This window comes from Flavobacterium sp. GNP001 (assembly GCF_054343775.1).
In genome coordinates, this window is record NZ_JBTGUX010000001.1 from 3010013 (window position 1) to 3031785 (window position 21773).

The 21773-nt window shown below is 35.4% G+C and carries 21 protein-coding genes; 5 read left to right on the forward strand and 16 right to left on the reverse strand.

Annotated features, from left to right (window positions below):
• Positions 1 to 46: 46 nt before the first annotated feature.
• The 4 genes from ACXX8U_RS12910 to ACXX8U_RS12925 form a co-directional block, all read right to left on the reverse strand.
• A complete protein-coding gene (locus tag ACXX8U_RS12910) occupies positions 47 to 1516 on the reverse strand; it encodes a DUF5687 family protein (RefSeq protein ID WP_458566192.1) in 1470 nt (489 codons plus the stop codon).
• 217 nt (positions 1517 to 1733) lie between these two features.
• Positions 1734 to 2405 carry a hypothetical protein gene (locus ACXX8U_RS12915; RefSeq protein WP_458566193.1) on the reverse strand — a complete coding sequence of 224 codons (672 nt, stop codon included), beginning with the start codon at positions 2403 to 2405 and terminating at the stop codon, positions 1734 to 1736.
• Between the two features lie 10 nt (positions 2406 to 2415).
• Positions 2416 to 3096 (reverse strand): hypothetical protein, encoded by a 681-nt coding sequence (locus tag ACXX8U_RS12920; RefSeq protein ID WP_458566194.1) that lies wholly within the window; start codon positions 3094 to 3096, stop codon positions 2416 to 2418.
• A gap of 10 nt (positions 3097 to 3106) precedes the next feature.
• Positions 3107 to 3448 carry a PadR family transcriptional regulator gene (locus tag ACXX8U_RS12925; protein ID WP_086453071.1) on the reverse strand — a complete coding sequence of 114 codons (342 nt, stop codon included), beginning with the start codon at positions 3446 to 3448 and terminating at the stop codon, positions 3107 to 3109.
• A gap of 130 nt (positions 3449 to 3578) precedes the next feature.
• Here ACXX8U_RS12925 and ACXX8U_RS12930 point away from each other — a divergent pair, with 130 nt between their 5' ends.
• Entirely contained in the window at positions 3579 to 4631 is a 1053-nt protein-coding gene (locus ACXX8U_RS12930) for a 2Fe-2S iron-sulfur cluster-binding protein (RefSeq protein ID WP_458566195.1), read from the forward strand.
• Between the two features lie 87 nt (positions 4632 to 4718).
• On the opposite strand, the gene ACXX8U_RS12935 is transcribed toward ACXX8U_RS12930, so the two are convergent.
• The 4 genes from ACXX8U_RS12935 to ACXX8U_RS12950 all read right to left on the reverse strand — a co-directional run bounded on the left by ACXX8U_RS12935 (position 4719) and on the right by ACXX8U_RS12950 (position 10368).
• Positions 4719 to 5480: a GLPGLI family protein gene (locus ACXX8U_RS12935; RefSeq protein ID WP_458566196.1), complete on the reverse strand. Its 762-nt coding sequence runs from the start codon at positions 5478 to 5480 to the stop codon at positions 4719 to 4721.
• Positions 5481 to 5526: 46 nt separating this feature from the next.
• Positions 5527 to 8310 carry a TonB-dependent receptor gene (locus ACXX8U_RS12940; protein ID WP_458566197.1) on the reverse strand — a complete coding sequence of 928 codons (2784 nt, stop codon included), beginning with the start codon at positions 8308 to 8310 and terminating at the stop codon, positions 5527 to 5529.
• Positions 8311 to 8554: 244 nt separating this feature from the next.
• A complete protein-coding gene (locus ACXX8U_RS12945; RefSeq protein WP_458566412.1) occupies positions 8555 to 9562 on the reverse strand; it encodes a glycosyltransferase family 9 protein in 1008 nt (335 codons plus the stop codon).
• Positions 9563 to 9762: 200 nt separating this feature from the next.
• Positions 9763 to 10368 carry a DUF4254 domain-containing protein gene (locus ACXX8U_RS12950; RefSeq protein ID WP_306264578.1) on the reverse strand — a complete coding sequence of 202 codons (606 nt, stop codon included), beginning with the start codon at positions 10366 to 10368 and terminating at the stop codon, positions 9763 to 9765.
• Positions 10369 to 10454: 86 nt separating this feature from the next.
• On the opposite strand from ACXX8U_RS12950, the gene upp reads away from it, so the two are divergent.
• Positions 10455 to 11108, forward strand: a complete 654-nt coding sequence (upp, locus tag ACXX8U_RS12955) for a uracil phosphoribosyltransferase (protein WP_458566198.1) — start codon at positions 10455 to 10457, stop codon at positions 11106 to 11108.
• Here the strand turns inward: upp and ACXX8U_RS12960 are convergent.
• Positions 11103 to 12032: a DUF6427 family protein gene (locus ACXX8U_RS12960; protein WP_458566199.1), complete on the reverse strand. Its 930-nt coding sequence runs from the start codon at positions 12030 to 12032 to the stop codon at positions 11103 to 11105. The genes upp and ACXX8U_RS12960 overlap by 6 nt on opposite strands.
• Before the next feature lie 141 nt (positions 12033 to 12173).
• On the opposite strand from ACXX8U_RS12960, the gene ACXX8U_RS12965 reads away from it, so the two are divergent.
• Positions 12174 to 12404, forward strand: a complete 231-nt coding sequence (locus ACXX8U_RS12965; RefSeq protein ID WP_166132648.1) for a DUF6341 family protein — start codon at positions 12174 to 12176, stop codon at positions 12402 to 12404.
• A 43-nt stretch (positions 12405 to 12447) separates the two neighbouring features.
• Here the strand turns inward: ACXX8U_RS12965 and purD are convergent, their stop codons facing one another.
• Positions 12448 to 13722, reverse strand: coding sequence for a phosphoribosylamine--glycine ligase (purD, locus tag ACXX8U_RS12970; protein WP_458566200.1), 1275 nt, complete (start codon positions 13720 to 13722; stop codon positions 12448 to 12450).
• A 132-nt stretch (positions 13723 to 13854) separates the two neighbouring features.
• On the opposite strand from purD, the gene ACXX8U_RS12975 reads away from it, so the two are divergent.
• Positions 13855 to 15165, forward strand: a complete 1311-nt coding sequence (locus tag ACXX8U_RS12975) for a phenylacetate--CoA ligase family protein (RefSeq protein WP_458566201.1) — start codon at positions 13855 to 13857, stop codon at positions 15163 to 15165.
• On the opposite strand, the gene ACXX8U_RS12980 is transcribed toward ACXX8U_RS12975, so the two are convergent.
• The 6 genes from ACXX8U_RS12980 to ACXX8U_RS13005 form a co-directional block, all read right to left on the reverse strand.
• Positions 15166 to 15930 (reverse strand): glycosyltransferase family 2 protein, encoded by a 765-nt coding sequence (locus ACXX8U_RS12980; RefSeq protein ID WP_458566202.1) that lies wholly within the window; start codon positions 15928 to 15930, stop codon positions 15166 to 15168.
• A gap of 1 nt (position 15931) precedes the next feature.
• Positions 15932 to 17284: an exopolysaccharide biosynthesis polyprenyl glycosylphosphotransferase gene (locus tag ACXX8U_RS12985; protein ID WP_458566203.1), complete on the reverse strand. Its 1353-nt coding sequence runs from the start codon at positions 17282 to 17284 to the stop codon at positions 15932 to 15934.
• A 193-nt stretch (positions 17285 to 17477) separates the two neighbouring features.
• The gene (locus ACXX8U_RS12990; RefSeq protein ID WP_166132643.1) at positions 17478 to 18461 is read right to left on the reverse strand and encodes a UDP-glucuronic acid decarboxylase family protein; all 984 of its coding nucleotides are present in this window, start codon (positions 18459 to 18461) and stop codon (positions 17478 to 17480) included.
• 62 nt (positions 18462 to 18523) lie between these two features.
• The gene (locus ACXX8U_RS12995; protein WP_458566204.1) at positions 18524 to 19645 is read right to left on the reverse strand and encodes a glycosyltransferase; all 1122 of its coding nucleotides are present in this window, start codon (positions 19643 to 19645) and stop codon (positions 18524 to 18526) included.
• Positions 19646 to 19651: 6 nt separating this feature from the next.
• Positions 19652 to 20677 (reverse strand): glycosyltransferase, encoded by a 1026-nt coding sequence (locus ACXX8U_RS13000; RefSeq protein ID WP_458566205.1) that lies wholly within the window; start codon positions 20675 to 20677, stop codon positions 19652 to 19654.
• Entirely contained in the window at positions 20678 to 21310 is a 633-nt protein-coding gene (locus tag ACXX8U_RS13005) for an acyltransferase (protein WP_458566206.1), read from the reverse strand.
• Between the two features lie 220 nt (positions 21311 to 21530).
• Here ACXX8U_RS13005 and ACXX8U_RS13010 point away from each other — a divergent pair, with 220 nt between their 5' ends.
• Positions 21531 to 21770: a hypothetical protein gene (locus tag ACXX8U_RS13010; protein ID WP_458566207.1), complete on the forward strand. Its 240-nt coding sequence runs from the start codon at positions 21531 to 21533 to the stop codon at positions 21768 to 21770.
• Positions 21771 to 21773: the final 3 nt, after the last annotated feature.

The window sequence follows — 21773 nt, forward strand, 5'->3', positions numbered from 1 at the left end:
GTTAAGAAAATAAAGGATTTGTAAGCTTGCTCAGTGAGAGTGCTAATTATCCTTTTTGTTTGTACGCCGCTATGGTAGCGTATTTTTCTGATTTATAGGTTTTTTCGATTAAGGTAAATGCTTTTTCTTTGAACGCAAAACCAATTACGCCAAGAATTGCTACCAAGGCCAAACCAGTTGTTGCACTGTCAAATCTTGAACCTAACCAATATACCAGCATTGGTAAACCTAATTGTGGTAATGAGATGAGCATGGTTTTTATATTGAATGCTTTTTTATCACCAAAAGCACCTTTGCCTGAGCTTAAATCTATTGGAGTTTTGGTAAATGCACCACCGAGTAATACCAAATGCGAGTTGACTCCGATGTTATAAATAGCACCTACAATTATGGTTACATATACTTGCCAACCAAAATACAAATAGGGCGCAGCTATTACTGTAGTTATAATTGTAGCAATCACCATCAACCACCATTTTGAACTCAAATAGCCACGGTACGGGATGTTTTGTGTCATCATCAGTTGGTAGTACGAGCTGTCCCAACTTGGTACGAACTGCCCAAAAGTGATTAAGAATCCGCCAGAAACAAAGATTCCTGCAAAAATATGCATCGTAGGATTGTTATACATTGGGATACCATTGGTAAAAAACAACAATCCGTAAAATAAAAACATGATACTCAAACCAACTGTGGTTTTGGAACGTTTGTTTCGTTTGATTAATTTGATGTCGTTTTTTAGGAAGGTACCGATTGTTCCAAATTGGTTCAACCAAGTTAAGTCTTCGGTTTTTGCTTCGTCGTGTTTGGTAGATAAGCCTGCATCGAGGTACAAGTTATTTTTGAAATATTTAAATGAAACAATGTACAAAGCTATTAGTGCCAAAACCGGAATACTAAACGCCCAATAGGTGTTGTAAAAAGACTGAAAAACTGGTCCCATAAAGGCAGTAATATCAAATATTTCATAATACTGCAAGCCGGCTAAAACCGCTGAAAGCCCCAAGAAAATCATAAACAATCCGTCTTTGTTGCTCAATAAAATATTGATGAAATTATTACAATACAAAAGCGCGTAAATGGCCAAGTACCAAAACACTACCAATAGCGGATTGTAACCTTCAATAATCAAGACTACGCTAAACGGAATCAAGAAAAATGCGTGTAACAAATTAAAAAACGAAAGGATTGTTTTGCCTAACGAAAAATGGACGATGGTTTCTCTTTTAATTGGAAAATTCAATAAAGGACGAATATTGAGCACCGGAATTTTTTGAAGCATCATGCGGACTATCAAATCCATCACCACATAGTAAAACAAAAATTGATTTACGGTTACAATAGGATCTAATTTCATTTTTTTGAGGATATAGAATGCACCTACTCCTAATCCTAAAAATATTAAAATAAAATAAGCCGCTACAAAACCCATCAGGATTTTTAGTGCCAAGTTAGATGCGAAGGAGGCTGACCTTGTGAAAGCCTTCCACTCGAGATAAAGGAATTTTGAAATCATCATTTGGTTTTTTGGTTTGCTAGTAAGTAAGTCAAAGTCAGAAAATGTTACAACGAAGTAATTCTTTTTGAAAGAAAAGTGCTCTTTTGACTTTATATTTTTGCTTTTTTAAGGGTCGGAAATTTACTGTCTTGTTTCTTGTTATTTGTCATACAGAGGAACGAAGCGTCTTAACCATTAAGGACAAACAAATAATCAAGAAAACCCAAGTCAGGATTTATGGTTTTACAAGCGATATTTTCTTTACAAACTCAAAATGTTTGTACGCTAGTTTCAGGTAAATTCCAGTGATTACAATGTAAGCTATGGCTGCAAAAACCGATACGAAAGCAATTTTAACATCAGGATGATTTACTTTAACTGGAAATAAACCAATCCCCATCATAAGTAAAAAGATCATTATGCCAGCGCTTTTTTTCTTCATCAAATAACTGTAAGTAGTTTGGTGTTTTGACCTCCAAATTAAAATCCAAGCTACAGCAACCAACCCAAATTCTAAAAGAACTACTGATCTCAGGGTTCCTTGAATATCTGCAAGAAACAATCCGAGGCTTGAGTTTCTGACAAAAAGCAAGAATACGACCGTAAGTAAAGATGAAATTGCAATTGCGGTTAAAAATTGTCTTTTTACTATTTTGTGGCATTTGACAGTCATTATTCTGGGATTTGTAAAACCTATAAATCCCGAAAAAGATGGTTTAAATTCTGGCTCCCATTTTTCAAGAACTTCCTTAAAAGCAACATCAAAAGTGCAATTTGCATTCTGCATTTTCTCTTCTATTTCAGTAGCGATATGGTCTAAAACCTCTAGTTTCAAATCGTCAAACTTCACCCCATTTAAAATTAAGGTTTGGTTAATACATTCTATTTGTTCGGCAGTTAGTTTCATAAAATAAAGGCTAAACTAATTTCAATTTTTTTTCGATTTTAAAATGTTCACCAGCCAACATTAATTGAAAGAAAGAGTATATAAATAGACTACATAATAATATACAGCCTACTAGATTTAGTAAAAAAGAATTAGTAGCATCAAAATGCTTCAATGGATTGTTATAAATGTTTAACGGTACACAAAATAAAAAAACGAGCCAACCCCTGAAAAGAAACAATCTTCCGTACATAGTTTTAATTGAAGATCTCCAAATAAAGATCATACTTATACTGGTACACACTATTAATATGGTGTAAGTTACTTGTAAAGCCAAACTAATAGCTTTAAAGGTTTCTTTTTGAAATGTATTTGAAACTATAAAAGCTAGTAGAGACCCGAAAACAAGAGCTAAAAAAAATATATGTAAAGCTTCTCTTTTAGAATAAGTGACTAATCTGTCAACTACAAATCGAGGTGCTTTAAAAAATGCTCCTAGCCAATTACTACTAGATGAAATTTCTAATTCACTTTTCCATTTCTCAAAAACTGATTTATAGACATTGTCAAAAGAAATATCTTCATGACTCATTCTTTCTTCGATTTCTGATGCTATATGGTCAATTATTTCTAACTTCACATCTTGATAAACAAGACCGTTTAAAACTAAGGTTTCTTCAATTTGGGCTATTTGTTCGGTGGTTAATTTCATCTTGAAAAAATTAAAATTCTAAACTAGGCTTAGGGTTCACTAAACTCTGCATGTTTCTGATGAAATCCTCGAGTTCTGAAAGTCTATTAACGGTTTCCTTCTCGCCTGCTTCGGTTAGTTTGTAATACTTGCGCATGCGGTTGTCTACTTTTTCAATTTCAACATCCAAAATTCCTTCGGCCTCCAGTTTATGCAAGGCAGGATACAATGCACCTTCGGTAATATTCAACTCGCCCGCAGTAATCGCTTTTACTTTTTGAGTGATTTCATAGCCGTACATCTTGCCATTTTCTTCTAGCAATTTCATGATAATCGTATTCAGACTTCCTTTGTACAATTGTGAGTTTTTCATTTTCATTTTCTTTTGGAAATACAAATATACATAAGATTCTTATACATAACTTCTCAAGGTATGTAAATTTTCAATTACTTTAATTTAACTTACCTATTGACTTTAGTATCTTTGTAAAAAAAATTATCACATGTCGTCTTTTTTAAAACTTATTATAAAAGAAGTAAAACGCGAAACTAAAGATGCAGTTTCCATACTTTTTAATGTACCACAAGAATTAAAAGCCAATTATGCTTTTATTGCTGGTCAATATTTGAACTTAAAACTAACTCTTGACGGTCAAGAAATTCGCAGAGCCTACTCTATTTGTTCTTCACCTGATAGTGATGAACTTCGAATTGCTGTTAAAGCCGTTCCTAATGGTTTGTTTTCGCAATTTGCAAACACCAAACTCCAAGCGGGTGACGTTCTTGAAGTAGGTACTCCGGAAGGAAAATTTACATTTGAACCTCAGGCTGATCGCCAACGCAACTACGCAGCTTTTGCGGCAGGAAGTGGAATTACTCCGGTGATGTCGATCTTAAAATCGGTTTTACACAACGAACCCAACAGCACTTTTGTTTTGGTTTATGGCAACAAATCACCTGAAGACACTATTTTTCACCAAGAGTTACACGATTTGCAATTGCAATATGTAGGTCGTTTGTTTGTGCATTATGTGTACAGTCAAGCTAAAGTTGAAAATGCTTTGTTTGGACGTATCGAAAAATCAAGCGTGAATTTTGTTTTAAACACAAAACACAAAGAACTTGAGTTTTCTAAATTCTATTTGTGCGGACCTGAGGAAATGATCAATACCGTTTCTGGGGTTTTAAAAGAGCACAACGTTAAGGAATCCAATATTAAATTTGAATTGTTTGCTACTTCAAGTCAAGTAAACGAGATTAAGAAATCATTGGGCGGCCATTCAAAAATTACTGTTTTGGTTGATGACGAAGAGACTACTTTTGAAATGTCGCAAAAGCAAACCGTTCTAGATGCCGCTTTAAAACAAGGAATTGATGCTCCATACTCTTGCCAAGGCGGAATTTGTAGCAGCTGCTTGGCTCGTGTTACCTCTGGTACTGCTGAGATGTCTAAGAATTCTATCCTTACAGATAAAGAAATTGCCGATGGTTTGATACTTACCTGTCAAGCGCATCCAACATCAGATACGATTTATGTTGATTATGATGATGTTTAAAAAGTAATCATCCAATATTAAAAATTCCAAATACCAACTTTTAAAGCTGGGATTTGGAATTTTTTTTATCTGTTCTGCTCCAATTATTTACAAGAACGCATTCCATAAAAACATGCTCTTCTGGCGCTTATTTTCTTCTTTATCTTCGCCATAGCTGTACCAATCTTTTGTTTTTTCCTCAATCAAAGTTTTAAGACCATTCAAATCATACATTTTTTTTGCTGTTATGGGTTGAATGATGCTCGTGTCTTTTATTTTTAAATCTACTTTGGTTGCAATATACGAGGTGTACAAACGTGGTATTGATAAACCTAAAATCATTCCTGGCAATCCATTTATAGTGCACGGACCTCCTGAAATGGTGATATCATCGGTGTAAAAAGCAAAAACATATACTTCGTCAAAAATTTTGCCGACAGCTTTTCTACAATTGTAACCCGCAATTTCACGATGTTCATTTGTAATTTTCCATTCAATTTTTGGAATGCTATCTGCTATTACAAAATTGGTTCCCACAATTTGTTTTTGAACGTTCATCTTACGATTCGCAAAATCAAAAAACCAAATATTCTCTTCATCTGCCTCTTTCTCGTAATTCGGAATTTTAGTTTTTGGACTCCAACGGTCAAATTTAAACAAGCTTTTATTATTGTCAAACGTGTAGTTGTAATACGAAATTTTAAGATCAGATATGCTCTCTTTCATTTGCTCATTCCAACTGTCATTACTCATTGTTTTTTTAAGGTTGGTGCTCACTTCATATTCAATAACCGCCTTATCTACAAACTGCTGAGCAAAACAATTGCTAGTAAAAACAAGTAGCATTAGGTATACATAATAGGTTTTCATAGTGTTGTATTTTTTTATGATTTAAAGAAAATTGCTTTCTTTTATTCTATTTTTTTTCTTCTACGTTTTTGTTTTTAAAATTCCATGTAAACCCAATCATAGCATATCGTTTCAATCTGTCGTTACGCTCCTCACCTATCGTATTTTCATAGATAAATCGATTAATTCCCTCGTTTTGATTCAAAATATCTCTCACTAAAAAATAAGCTGTAAACTCCTCTTTCTTAAAGGTGCGTTGTAACCTTGCATTCCAAAGTTGGTTAGAAAGTTGGTTTTGAAATTCAAGTGTTTTTTGACGGGAGTACCAATTGTAATCTGATTCAATTTTCCATTTTTGTGTTAAATAAACACCTACTCTAAAACCTAGCTCATTGGTATTAAAAGACCTAACTTGATTGTTTTGTGAAGTACTATTACGACTGTTTGAGAAGGTGTTGCTCAAAGTTAAATCGTATTTTTTTTCTTTCGATTTGTTAATATAGAGACCAAAACTAGAGTTCAAATTATCCGAATTATTAATTTGTTTGTTGATGCTATTTACAGATCTGTTGTAATTAAGAGACGGATTTAAATTAACAAATAGGTTTAATTTTTTTAATTTAAAACCATAGCCCATATAAACGTTTGCCGAAAAATTTCCATTGGTATTTATAGGAGTAGTTACTGTTTTTGCACTTTCTGGATCGATATCTCTGTTAAAAGAAATCAAGTTTGCAGTTGTTCTAAAAGATACACTCTGAAAAAAATTGGTTTCTGTTAAAATGCTATAGGTACTGTGTGTAACATTAAAACTGTTCGTAAATGATTGTTTCAAATCTGGGCTACCCACAACTTGGTTAAAAAAATCCTGGTTGTTTCGAAGCGGTTGCAACTGATCAATGGTAGGTTGTCTTGTAGCTCCTTGATAGCTAAAGCGCAAGTTACTATTGCTTTTGTATTTATATGAAAAATTTGCCGACGGGAAAAAGTTAGTAAAACTGCGGTTATACTCTTTGTTTTGTGATAAATCTTGTAAATCAAAAAAAGTAAAACCAAAACCACTACCAAAACTGTAAGTGATCTTTTTTGCATTGTAACTCAACTTAATTAAAGGTTTGTGTGTTGTAATGTTTTGCTCAAATTGATTGGATAACGAATCAACAACTACATCATAACGTCCGCTCAAGTCCGAGAAATCGTAGGTGATAAAATTACTATTGCCGCTGTTATTTGTAATTTGATAAGACAATTGCAAAGCCATCTTCTTACCCAAAGGTTCTGTAAAGGTCGTGTTTACACTCACATTTTGTGTGTTTTTCTCGCCTACTTTATTTTGATCTACTTCATTACTAAAAGCCAAAGCTCCGCCTTCGTAGCTTTCGTTAGTTGATTTCAAAAAATTATTAGAATTGCTGTTTAATGTGTTCCAGCTACTATTTACAGATAAGGTTCTGCGCGGTTTTGCAAATTTATGTTTGAATAAAACACTTGCAGAAAGGGCCTGCTTATCAGAATTTGTGGTAAACATACGCTCTTGTCTGTTGCGCAGTAAACCATCGTTTCCTCTAGTATCTCCGTTAGTAAATTCGTCACTTTCGGTAGTGTAAAAATTAGTTTTTGCCGTAACCTTTAAGGTATTTATCGAGTCAATTTTAACATCATAAACTATGTTTGCTTTAAAATTATCTCTATTTACATTACTTACCGTTGAGCTGTTTTGATTGAGTTGCGTGTCGCCTACTTGTGTTTGCGTATTTCGGCTACTGTTGTTTTGATAACTTTGACGGTTGTATTTAGGAGACAAATTTAAACTGTGTTTGTCGTTCCATTTGTTATTGTATTGCAAACCCGCATTTGTATTTTTGATAAATCCATTTTGAGTATCTATATACGGTTCGTCATCATTTTCACCACCAGTCCACTCATAGTTCACATTTCCATCATCATCCATGCTCATACTTACATTACCGTCACCACCGCCAAATTTATCACTGTCCTCCCAACTTAAACCATCTTGACCCGTATTACCATTTAATAAAAAAGCTGATAATTTTCTTTTTCCTTTAAAACTACTCACCAAAATATTACTGTTGTAACGTGAATCATTTTCGGCCGTAGGTTCATTTGCTCCGTCAATTTTACCAAAATAGCCTTTCTTTTTGTCTTCTTTCAATTTAAGATTGATCGTTTTTTTGGTCTCTCCGTCGTCAATTCCTGTAAACTCGGCTTGATCGCTTTTTTTATTGAAAACTTGTACCTCTTTAATAGCATCGGCACGTAAATTTTTAACGGCCATACCGGGATCATCACCAAAAAATTCTTCACCATCAACCAAAACTTTTTCAACCGTTTCACCCATCGCTTTGATTGTTCCGTTTTTATCCACTTGAATTCCGGGTAGTTTCTTTAAAAGTTCCTCAACGTTAGCATTAGCATCCACTTGAAAATCGCTAGCACGGTAACTGGTTGTATCGCCCTTTATTTTAATAGAACCGGTTTTAATGACCACTTCGCGGAGTAATTCCATTTTACTCATTAAGTTGATGTTGCCTAAATTGCGATCTGTTTCGGTTAAGGTAATATCATCCAAGTAATCGGCATATTGACTGTGAGAAGTCATCAAGATATAGCTGCCTGGTTTTACATTGTTCATTAAAAATTTACCATCTTTGTCAGAACGTGTAAATTTATAAAGCACCGAATCAACGGGTGTTAATAACGCGATTACCGAATTGTAAATAGGTTTTTTTTCGCTTCCGGCGGTTAATGTTCCGGATACTTTGCTTTTTTGGGCAAAAGCTGTAAAGGTTACAAAAAATAAAATGGCAAGAGTTACCCTAAAGTTTGACATAAATACTAGTTGGTTTTTGGTTAATGCGTATTGAAACAAATAAAAACTAGTATTGTGGCACTTTACTGCCAAGCCTAAATTTTAGTTTCGTTACTTACAACGCAGACAGACCAAAAATAGTATTATTCGTACTACGTAATCTTTGCGAATTGTTATAAATGTGTTAAAGTTTTTCTTACGTGAAAAGGCTATTTATTCGCAATCGGAGGTGATAAAAACAATTGCAAAAAGCTTAGGTGGAAATTTAAAGTACTTTTTGAATTTTGGTAACTACCGTTTCAGGAGTAATTGTTCGCATAGCATCCTCGTAACCTGGCACATTTTTATTGCCATAAACCGAGGTTGGTAACATAGGAAATTGTTTCCTGTCTGCAGTTAATGCGTTTTCAAATGGTTGATTGAATGGTAAGAATCCAGCATACGGATGCGTTGCGCCCCAAAGTGTGATCACTTTAACGCCAAGCATGGCTGCAATATGTGCATTGCCAGAATCCATAGAAAGCATTACATCCAGATTACTAATCAGTTGTAATTCTTGCTGAAATTTGATTTTTCCAGCTACTACCACCACATTTTTATGCTGTACCGCTAAGGCATTTAATTGCTCTATTTCATGCGCTCCGCCGCCAAAAAGTAAAATAGTTTGGGTTGTATCTAATGCCAATTGATCAATTACTTGTTGCATTAAATCGAGCGGATAAACTTTTGAAGTGTATTGTGCAAAAGGAGCAATTCCGATTAATTTCTTGTAATTTGTTCCAATTATTGCTGCAATTTCCGGAGTCAAAACTGCTTTTTCAGGAAATTGTGATTGAGATAAATCAACTGTAAAACCAAGTTTCTCGAAGACTTTTATATGCCTTTCAAACATGGTAGGTAATTGCTGAAATACTTTATTTTCCGCACGAGTGAGTTCTTTTTTGCCTTGTCGGCCTTTATCAACCGCAGCTACTTTTTTACCGCTTAACGCAAAAAGATTTCGGACAATTTTAGAGCGTAAAACGTTGTGTAAATCAGCAAAAGCATCAATTTGTAAACCTTTCAAATCTTGGAACAAACGCAACAATCCAAGAAATCCTTTGTGGCGTTCTTTTTCGTCAAAAGCAAAAAAAGTAAGGTTTGGGATTCCCCCGAAAAAAGGTTTAAAAAAAGGTCTGGATATAACCGTAATTTTAAGTTGTGGATGTTGGTTTACTAGTGCTCTTAAAACAGGAACCGTCATGGCGACATCTCCCATTGCGGAGAGGCGCATTACAGCGATATGTGTAGCGGTAATTAACAATTAGTGTGTTTTATTGTGCTTTCTAGCCCAGATTGAAATGAAAATCCCGGAACTCAAGCGGCAACGTTTTTGGGTTTAAAAAAGCGACCAACGGAAGCTCTTTTTAAACCCATAAAAACGGCACTGCTTGGGTGAGGAATTGTAATGGAAAGCTGGAATAGCTTCGTAAATTATTTTTTATTTTGGTACAAAACAGGATTCAATTCATCATCGTTGTACATTTTCATTTGCTTGTACACTTTCATGAATTTATCACCGTTTTCAATATCTGTCAATAAATCATCAATTGCAGTTGACAAATCAGTGCGCTGCTCTAACAATACATTCAATTTAGCTTGGCATTTGTCGCGGTGATCTTGCGATGCTTCTGCACGGGTAGCCTCTTCTTGCATGTGGTAGATTTTTAATGCTAAAATAGACAAGCGGTCAAAAGCCCAAGCAGGACTTTCAGAGTTGATTTTGGCATTTTCTTTTACCACAACATGGCTGTATTTTTGCAAAAAGTAACTATCCGTATACTCAACCATATCAGTACGTTCTTGATTAGAAGCATCAATTCTTCTTTTCAAAGTTAAAGCCGCTACCGGATCAATGTTTGGATCACGAATAATATCCTCAAAATGCCATTGAACGGTGTCAATCCAGTTTTTGTGGTACAACAAATGTTCAAATTTATCCTTTGGATAAGGATTGTTTATAGGCTGATCAACATTATCAAACTGGTGATAATCCTTGATGCTCTGCTCGAATACGGAGTACGCTAATTTTGAAAACATATCTTTATATATTAAAAAGCAAAGATACTTTTTATACTTTTATCCCGTCAAAAAATAATCACAAGTTTAAATACCTTATAATCGTCATGCAAATTCATTATCTATCAGAAGGAAACAGCGTATTGAATCACTTTTTAGCGCAAATTCGAAATGTTACTGTGCAACACGATAGCATGCGTTTTCGCAGAAATATTGAACGCATTGGCGAAATTATGGCGTATGAGTTGAGTAAAAATATGACCTACAAAACCGTAGCAATACCAACACCACTTGGTACAAAAAACACTACTGCTATAGCTGATCAATTGGTATTGTGTTCTGTGCTGCGGGCAGGATTGCCTTTACATTTAGGGTTTTTGAATTATTTTGATGATGCCGAAAATGGTTTCATATCGGCTTACCGAAACCACCCTAATAACGATGAAAATTTTGAAATTTTGGTACAATACCAAGCTATTTCTGATTTAAACGGAAAGAATTTGATTCTTGTAGATCCGATGTTGGCCACAGGTCAATCGCTTGTAGCTGTTTTTAATAAACTAATGGAAAACAGTGCTCCCAAAGAAATTCACATTGCAGTTGTAATTGCTGCTCCCGAAGGTATTGCGTACCTAGAACAACATTTGCCCGACCATTGTCATTTATGGGTTGCGGCCTTAGATGAAAAATTGAACGAACAAAGTTATATCGTTCCTGGTTTAGGCGATGCTGGCGACTTGGCGTATGGAAAAAAACTATAACTGAGAGAAAAAAGCAAACAAACTACACAAAATTAATACACCAAATACGAGCTCTTGTTTGAGTTTTTCCTGCGGAATTTCGATGTGACTGCTGGCCATAATGGCTAAAGGTGCCATGGTAAAAATGAGAATATCGTTGCTTTTATTAGCCGATAATACATACACCAAAATACCAATAAAAAGGGCAGCAACAATTTTTTTATAAGATGTGTGCAACAGCTGCGGTCTGTTAGATAAAGTAGCCAACATGGATACCACAAAAAACAATACCACCGTAGCATAGAGCGACAGAGCTCCGTTTTGATAATTATTAGTAAAATAATCTAAGGCAAAGTCAACTTGAACGCTGTTGATAAGATAGTTTACAAGGTCAAAATTGAATACGGTACCAAAAAGTAAAAACAAAATTACCGACACTACAAAAGCGATAAATGGTAAAATCCAGTTTCTGTAATCACGGGCAACGTGAAATAAAATAGAGATGAAAACCAATACGATGTACAAAATGTTCCAGAAATGAAACAAGGCTGCGATGAAAATCCACAACGAGGCATCAAATATTTTTTCTTTAGATGCCTTAAGCGATTGCAAAGAAATCAATCGGCGTAGAGCCAAAAGCAGAAAAAAATTAGAGACAATCAGGTTGGTGTTGTTTAACACATTTGGAAAAAACAGCAGAAACAAAAAGTAAAAAAACACAGTGTAAGTACTGTCTTTACTCAATCCGTTGCGCTTAGCAATAAAATCAGTTAAGAAAATAGAACCGATCAAGACTAAAAATAAAGCACCGATTTTTACCCATTCAAGAACCGCTATTGCAGCAGGATGTGCTTGCAAATGGTACAACGAAAAGAAAACCAGCATCAATAGTACCACTAATGCAAAATTTAACGGTGTAGATTTTCTAAAAACACTTGTTATCATACGGATATTTTATACTTTTGTGGTGGTAAATATAAGACTTGTTTAAAAAGTAACTGTACTTGCTAAGAAAGAATCTTTCTTTTGAAGCGTTAGCAGTCTGAATTACTGAATGATTTAGTTTAAAAATTAATTTGACATATTATGAAGGCATTTTTTGAAGGCATACAATATTTATTCGTAGATATTTTATTTGCTCCACTAGATTTTTTACGTTCATTAGAGCTTACTTCTTGGTTTGCAGCTAACACAATCAACTGGATTTTTATGATTATTTGTGCAGCAGCAATCGTTTACTGGATTAAGCAATTACGTATTTTTGACGATGCAGGTACTGAAAATCAAGATACCACAGCACATTCGTTTTTAAAATAAAAAAGCAAAACCTCCTGATGGAGGTTTTATTTTTTTAAGGATATTACTTTAGGTCGTTGCCAATATCTTTTCTAAAATACATCTTATCAAAATGAAGTTGATCTATGTTTTGATAGGATTTTTTTGTGGCCGATTCAAAATCAATTCCATACGATGTAATGGCCAAAACTCGTCCGCCATTAGTTACTACTTGGTTTTGTTCTAGTTTTGTTCCTGCATGAAAAACGATCGAATCAGTTACGTTTTCAAGTCCAGAAATTACTTTTCCTTTTTCAAAATCTTCAGGATATCCGCCAGATACTACCATTACGGTAGCTGCACTGCGAGAATCAATCTCGAGCTCTATTTCGTTCAAACGTTGATCGGCTACAGCCAAAAACAGCTCGACTAAATCAGTTTTTAATCTTGGAATAACTACTTCGGTTTCAGGATCGCCCATACGCACATTGTATTCAATTACGATAGGTTCGTTGTTTACATTGATGAGTCCGATGAAAACAAATCCCTTATACGGAATTCCATCTTTTTGAAACCCATCAATAGTAGGTTTTACAATGCGAGTTTCAATTTTTTCCATCAAAACAGCATCAACATAAGGCACAGGAGAAACAGCTCCCATACCGCCTGTATTCAAACCGGTATCACCTTCGCCAATACGTTTGTAATCTTTGGCCGTTGGCAAAATCTTATAGCTTTTTCCGTCAGTCAAAACAAAGCAGCTTAACTCAATACCATCAAGAAATTCTTCAATAACCACTTTAGCACTCGCTGCACCAAATTTTTGGTGAACTAGCATATTTCGTAATTCTTGTTTGGCTTCGTCTAAATCTTGGATAATTAACACCCCTTTTCCGGCTGCCAAACCATCTGCTTTTAATACATACGGAGGTTGTAAAGTTTCTAAAAAAGCACAACCGTTCTCTACTGTTTCGGCTGTAAAACTATCATAAGCAGCAGTAGGAATGGCATGTCGCATTAAAAATTCCTTAGCAAATTCTTTACTACCTTCTAGTTGCGCTCCTAGTTGAGAGGGTCCTATTACCGGAATTGAACTCAATTGTGGATCTTTTTGGAAATAATCAAAAATACCTTTCACCAAAGGATCTTCTGGACCAACCACAACCATGTTTACTTGATTTTCTAGCACAAAAAGTTTAAGTGCATCAAAATCAGTTGGACTAATAGCTACATTGGTTGCAATGGCAGCGGTACCTGCATTTCCTGGGGCTACAAAAAGTTTTTCGCAAAGCGGACTCTGAAGCATTTTCCATGCAAAAGCATGTTCTCTACCGCCAGAACCCAAAAGTAAAATAGTCATGTGTGTTGTTTTTAGTTGTGGCACAAAAATAATTGCTTTTGCACTCAAAAAATAATTAATTACTAAAAACTTCCCTTTTACCACGCTTAAGTTGCTACTTAATATTATTTTTGAAAAAATTGCTACCGCTCTATGCTTCCATTATTTGATTTATCGCTTCAACTCAATGGCTTTCCAATCCAAAAAGCTTGTGCTGAGTTGCGTGCTATCAATGCAATGTCAACAGAAGAACACCAAAGTTTTCTGGCGCAAAAAAAACAGGAAATAGTTGCTTATCACCTGAAAAACAATCCATTTTATGCCGATTTGGTAGGACAAAATTCATCACCAAATTGGGAAGACTTGCCTGTTTTGACCAAAGTTAATTTACAAACGACCTTGCAAGATCGATTGTCTTTACCTTACAAGTCAAAAACTTTATATACCAATAAAACCTCAGGATCTAGCGGTACTCCATTTGTATTTGCCAAAGATAAATGGTCGCACGCCATGACTTGGGCATCCAATAAATACCGATTTGGTTGGTACGGCATTGATTTTAACTCTTCCTATCAAGCACGTTTTTATGGTATTCCGCTTGATTTTGTTGGCTATAAAAAAGAACGTTTTAAAGATTGGTTGGGCAAGCGATATCGTTTCCCGATTTTTGATTTATCAGATGCAGTTTTGGCTAATTATGTACAGCATTTTCAAACTAAAAAATTCGATTACATCAACGGTTACACCAGTGCAATTGTAGTATTTGCTAAATATCTGCAACAGCAAAATATCGTTTTAAAGAACATTTGTCCGAGCTTAAAAGTGTGTATTGTCACCTCCGAAATGCTTTTTGCTTCAGATAAAATACTGCTCGAACATCAATTCGGAATTCCAGTTGTGAATGAATACGGTGCCTCAGAACTAGATTTAATTGCGTTTCAGAACCTTGAAAATGAGTGGCAAGTAAATGCCGAAACACTGTTTGTTGAAATTCTGGATGATCAAAACCAAATAGTTCCAAATGGCACTGCCGGACGCGTTGTAATTACCTCTTTGTTTAATAAAGCACATCCTTTTATTCGCTATGATATTGGCGATATTGGCACGCTTGATGAAAAAAGTACACTCCAAAAACCTATTTTAAAAGAACTAATAGGTCGTACAAATGACGTGGCTGTTTTGCCTAGCGGAAAAAAAGCAGCAGGCTTAACTTTTTATTATGTGACCAAAAGCATTATTGAAGATGATGGCAATGTGAAAGAATTCATAATCAAACAAACTGCTTTGGATCAGTTTGAGATTGAGTATGTAAGCACAACAGCATTACTATATGAACAAATACAAAAAATTGAAGCCGCTATTGCCTTGTATTTAGAACCCAACTTGCATTTTATATTTACCCGTAAAGAAACTTTAAACCGTAGCCAACGAGGTAAATTAAAACAATTTAGTTCGTTGTTGTAGTTATTTTTTAAATCTAGGTTTTATCAAAAGTTGCACTGCCAAAAAACCTATCATACAAAAACTTGCCTTTAAAAAATTGTAACCATGAAATTGAGTGTAGACTGCAAAATTATGCTTGATCAACTCCAACTTTGATGCCGAGATAGAGTTGTTTCTGACGCGATAGTAGGCCAAACTTTCAGGTACTACGTGAGCTGTTTTTGTTTTTTGTAAAATGGACAACCAATGCATCCAATCTTGCCGTTTTCGGGCAGTAGGAATAGGTACAGTACCTAAAATATTTCTATCATAAATACCTGTGAGATTACCAACAAAATTGCAAAAAAATAAGTGCTGGTATCGCAATACTAGCGGTGCGGTAATGGTTTTGTTCAGCGATAATCCAACCTCATCTATGCAATCGTAAAAAGAATAAGTCACGGCCAATTGTTGCTTTTCCATGAACGCAATTTGGGAAGCTAACTTGTGCGGTTTCCACAGATCATCAGCATCTAAAAATGCAATATATCTTCCTTTGGCTACTTGCAATCCGGTATTTCTGGCTACACCTGTTCCTTGATTTTTTAGCAATGCAATACATTGAATGCGACTATCATTTTGTGCCAAAGCTTTGACAATAGTAACCGTTTCATCGGAAGAAGCATCGTCAATAATGATTAACTCCCAATTGGTATGGGTTTGGGCTTGTACCGATGCGACTGTTGCTGCTATGAATGGAGCAGAATTAAAAGAAGGAGTGAGTATCGATACCAATTCGTTATGCATGTTAGTACGCTTTAGTATCGCCCCGTAAGGTGTTGTAAATAGTGTCGAATATGATTTTTATATCTAGCAAAATAGACCAATTTTCCATGTAAAAAATGTCGTATTTCACACGGTTGATGATGTCTTCGTCGGTTTCGACTTCCCCACGATACCCTTTGGTTTGCGCCAAGCCGGTAATTCCTGGTTTCACAAAATGACGCACCATAAACTTATCTATTTTTAGTGCATACATTTCGGTATGACTCACCATGTGCGGCCTTGGGCCTACAACCGACATGTCTCCTAGCAATACATTAAAAAATTGAGGCAATTCATCAATACTAGTTTTGCGCATAAAGCGACCTATTTTTGTCACTCTAGCATCGTTTTTTCGAACCTGATTGATGTGTGCTTCATCGTTAATTTCCATCGATCTGAACTTGTAGCAATTGAATTCTTTATAATTCAAACCGTTTCTTTTTTGAATAAAAAACAACGGTCCTTTGGATTGCCATTTGATTATGATGGCTAGTATAATACTGAGCCAAGATAAAACGCCAACAATTACCAGTAATGAAAATACGATATCGAAAATGCGTTTTATAAATTTATTGAGTGTATCATCAAGCAAAATATTACGCAAGGAAATTACCGGAATATAATCGTAATACTCAAAAGTGAAATTACGAGACAGAATTTGTTTTTCGCTAGGAATAAACTTGAGTGTTTTCAAATTGTTATCTGCAAAATACACCAAATCATTAATTTGTTTTTGACTTAATTCGCCCATGTCGCAATAAATCTCATCAATTTTATTTTCTAAAACAAATGCAAAACATTTTTGCAATTGCATTGATTTCTCTTTTTCTAGGTCAAAAACATGTTCTAATTGATAGCCGTAATCTGGATTTTCGGTAAAAAAATGTTGCAACGGAGACACGCTTTTGGCATTTCCTACCAATATTACTTTTCGGAAATTCCCTCCGTAAAGCACTCTGAATTTTTTAAGAAAGTAGTAAATACACAATTTCACCGTCATGATTAGGGCAAATGTTGTACTTGTGTAGGAGACTATTTTATAAAAACTCGAGTTATCAGAATGAAAAAAGGCCAAAGCCATGCAAAAAAGACCAAACAAAATAACTTGTTTTAAAGCACAATTAAGAATAGCGATTACTTTGGTATATCGGTACACTTCGTAAAAACCCAAACTTGCAGCAATGATGAACCAACTCAAACTAATACTGAGCGGGTACAAAATGAAATGCATAGGAAAATCAGTCAGATAAATTGCACCTATATTGAGAATGCTCATATCAACTATAAAAGAAAAAGGACGAATGTAGCCCGAATATCTTCCTGTTTTGGTTTTCACTTTTGGTTCGAATTAAAAATAGTACGCAATTCGCACTTGTCATTTACTAAGTTGGGCTAAAATAACTTTTCTGGAGGAGTATTTTGGCTGATTGATTGAAACTTTTGTATAATTTAACCTCTACTTAAACTAGCCTTTTCATAACACCAATTTACTTCTAGGTTAACTTTTCCAATCAACCCAAAAACTCAATTTAAAATATATATTTCGAAAAATCTTTGTGTTCTTCTCTAGAAAGTTCCTCTGGTGATAAGGATTTAAAATACTCATAAGTAATTTTCATTCCTTCGGCACGACCCACTTTTGCCTCCCAACCAAGTAATTCTTTAGCTTTGGTAATATCCGGTTGTCGCTGTAACGGATCATTTATAGGTAACGGATGGTACACCACTTTTTGGTTGGTACCTGTGAGTTTAATGATTTCTTCAGCAAAATCTTTAATAGTGATTTCGTCTGGGTTTCCAATATTTACGGGCAAAGCATAATCCGAATGTAATAACCTAAAAATACCTTCTACCTGATCGTCAACATAGCAAAAAGAACGGGTTTGCATGCCATCGCCAAAAATAGTTAAGTCCTCGCCACGAATAGCTTGACCGATAAAAGCAGGAATAACACGTCCGTCATTGAGGCGCATTCTTGGTCCGTAGGTATTAAAAATTCGAACAATGCGGGTTTCTACACCATGAAAGGTATGATACGCCATAGTGATTGATTCTTGAAAACGTTTGGCTTCGTCATAAACGCCGCGTGGGCCAATAGTGTTTACGTTGCCATAATATTCCTCTGTTTGTGGGTGTACCAAAGGATCGCCATATACTTCAGAAGTGGAGGCAATAAGGATTCTGGCTTTTTTAACTCGAGCAAGACCTAACAAATTATGAGTTCCTAACGAACCAACTTTTAAGGTTTGAATTGGAATTTTTAAATAATCAATAGGACTTGCAGGCGATGCAAAGTGTAAAATATAGTCTAAATCGCCAGGAATATGTACAAACTTGGTGATGTCGTGGTGGTAAAATTCAAAATGTTCCAATTGAAACAAATGTTCAATATTTTTTAAATCTCCGGTAATAAGATTGTCCATCCCAATTACAAAATATCCTTCTTTAATAAAACGGTCACAAAGATGTGAACCTAAAAATCCTGCAGCTCCGGTGATAAGTATTCTTTTCATAGTAAATGGGGAAACGTAGTTTATTGGAAACAAAAATAGATATAATTATTGGGTTTACTTTTTTAAATAACAAACTGCTTTTGATGTAGTTCGTACTTTTCGTTTACAAAGTTTTTTATCTCCAATTCAAAACGTTCTTTTGAGAACTTTTCAGCTTGTTCACGAATCGTTTTGAGATCGAATTTTTTGGTTTCAAATAGTTTGACCGCAGCTTGAATGGATTGAGCAGTTTGTTCGTGAAAAAACAAACCCGTTTGCTCTGGAAGAATAGTTTCAAGAACGCCTCCTTTTCCAAAAGCAATTACAGGAGTGCCACAAGCTTGAGCCTCGACGGGAACAATTCCAAAATCTTCTTCAGCTGCAAAAACAAATGCTCTCGCATTTTGTAAAAAATGTTTGAGTTGTTCTTGATCTACAAAACCCACAAGTTGAATATTAGATTTAGCAATTTTTTGGATCGCATCCAACTCTGGTCCCGTTCCTGCCACTATCAATTGATGATGAGGCATTTCGTTAAAAGCTTCGACAATAAGTTGGATTTTTTTATAAGAAACCATTCTGGAAGCTGTAAAAAAATATTCCTTTTTCGTTTCTTGAAGTGTAAAAAAAGAGGTGTTTACTGGCGGATAAATCACAGTTGCTTCACGCTGGTAAATACTTTTAATGCGTTGTGCAACATACTTTGAATTAGCAATAAAATGTGATACCTGAGGGCTGTTTTGTAAATCCCATTGTCTCATTTTACGCAATACAAATTGCGCATATTTGCCTTTTAAACCTTTGTGCAAGCCCGCATCTTGCAAATATTGTGCTTGCAAATCCCAAGCATAACGCATAGGCGAATGACAGTAGCAAATATGCAATTGATCTGGTTTGGTGCGCACTCCTTTGGCAATTGACGAAGAAGAGCTAAAAATCAAATCGTACTCGCTTAAATCAAATTGAGACATGGCGCTTGGAAACAATTGCAAAAATTTACGATGATTTGACTTTGCAGTAGGTAATTTTTGAACAAAAGTGGTAGCAGCACTTTTGCCATTCAAAATAAAATCTCGATCAGACTGATTCAAAAAATCGATTAAGGCAAAGTGGTCAAAATCATCCCAAATCGCATTGAGTGAATGAATTACTTTTTCGGCACCACCATTTACATAATACCAATCGTTAATTAATGCTTTTTTCATTCGGGCTTATTGTGCTACTTTTCGAATTAAGAAATAAAAATAATAGGCGTATTTGCCAAAAATAAAATTAAGATAAAATAATGATTTGGGCAGCCAATGACTAAACAAATCCAATTTGGTCAATTCTGCTCGTAACTCTTTCAAAGTAGCATTGCTTGCTCCCACATTCATTTCAAAAATATGAAATGCTTGCCTAACCATTAACTCTTGTCGCAAAGCATCCACTAAATTGTAATTGTACTGTGCACCCACATCTCTAGCAATTTGTAAAACTCCACGCCACATTTTGGCTCTGGCTTTCGCCGAATAAGCTCCGGGAATATGATGCGCTCCGTCCTTGGCGGATTCTCCAAACAAAGGCGGATTACCCGCACGCCCACCAACCGAAGGCTGTGCCAAATAACCAATTCCTTGTGCACAAAAGGCATGGGCTGCGAGGTAAATTTGATAGTATAAAGTGCCGTCGTACTGCGTTGTAGCTTTTTCATTTGCCCACGCAGTATTGATAACGAGTCCGCCAACAAAGCCGCAAGACCTAAAAATTAACTTGGGATCATCTCCTTGTTTGATACATCTTTCTGTCGGCAAAATACGCGAAACGCCAATAGGTTCATTTAAACTAGTTTGAAAACGAATAAATGGACGTGAAACCATAGCAATATTAGGATACCTTTCGCAAAAGTCGGCAATGTGTGTTAAACCGTCTTTCAAGAATAAATCGTCGTTGCCAATCAAAATAACCCATTTGAACAGAGACAAGCCAATCAATTTTCGAATATTGGCGTCGTAACCTAAATTTTGCTCGTTTTCGTGGTACTGTAAAACCACTTTTTTTGAACTAAAAAGAATTTGAAAACGCTCGCTTATTTGCCTAATTTGATTTCGTTCTTTAGAGTAATCCTCTGCTACAATTACTTCATTTGGCAACAAATCCATTTCTAAAATAGATTGCAAAAGCGCCTCGTACTCTACAGGTCGTCCGTAGGCCGGAATGGCAATACTGTAACCGTTTTTTAAGATGTTATTTTCCATTTATGGAATACTTTTTATACAAACCGCAGGATTACCTGCAAGTACTGAATTAGCTGGAAAACTCTTTGTTACAACAGCATTGGCACCCACGATGGAGTTTTTACCAATAGTAACATTTGGCATAATGCTCACACCCTCGCCTATCCATACATTATCCTCAATAACTACAGGACCTTTGCTGACTAGAGGACGTTTGTTTGGCGCAGTTTGTAACGAAATTGCATCAACCGAACCATGAAAATGATCGGTGATAAATACCCTGCTAGCCAATAGTACATTGTTACCTATTGTTATCGAGTTGATGCAGGCGATATGACAATCGTAGTTGATGCTTACATTGTTTCCAATGGTGATTTTGGGTTGAAAAGAATAGCCATTGTGGCGCTCAAAACATTCTAGTCGCAAGCGTTCAAAACAGTAAAAATCGTCACCAATGGTAATGTTCTGCGCATTATGAAGATAAATAGGTGCTTCAAGGTAAAAATTGGAACCACAGTTTTTAAAGTTTCTTTTGACCATGAAAGCGTAGATTCTGTTCTTAAAATACTTGCTGTACTTTATGACCGAATACGACATTAGAAAGCTGCAAACATAAGCAAGAGCATCTACTAGTCGCATAACAATTTTTTTCATAGGCTTTCAGTATTCTGTTTGATCAAAAATCTATTTCAACAAAGGTAGCTTTTTATTGGATTTATAAGAATTATCATTGTACAAACATCAAGACAGTTTATAAAGTTAATTGGTGCTTTTTACCACTTAAAAATCGACTATCAAAAAGGCTCTCACTCGAATAATTTTGTAGTGTGCTTTAAAAAAATTACATTTGAATTGATTTTTAAAAGGAAAAAAAATGAAGAAAATAGTTTTTAGTATTGCCATGATTGCATTACTAGCTGCTTGTCAAGAACCATCTAAAGAGAAAACAGAAAAAGAGTCAAAAGGCAGGTACCAAATGTCAGTAATTCAACGCACGGATAGCGGTGAAGTTTGTTTATTTATCTTAGACACTGAAACAGGTGAGGTAACTATGCGAGGAGACAAATCAGGTGCGTGGACCTCACAAGGGAGCGCAGATGATGCTCAACAATAACAC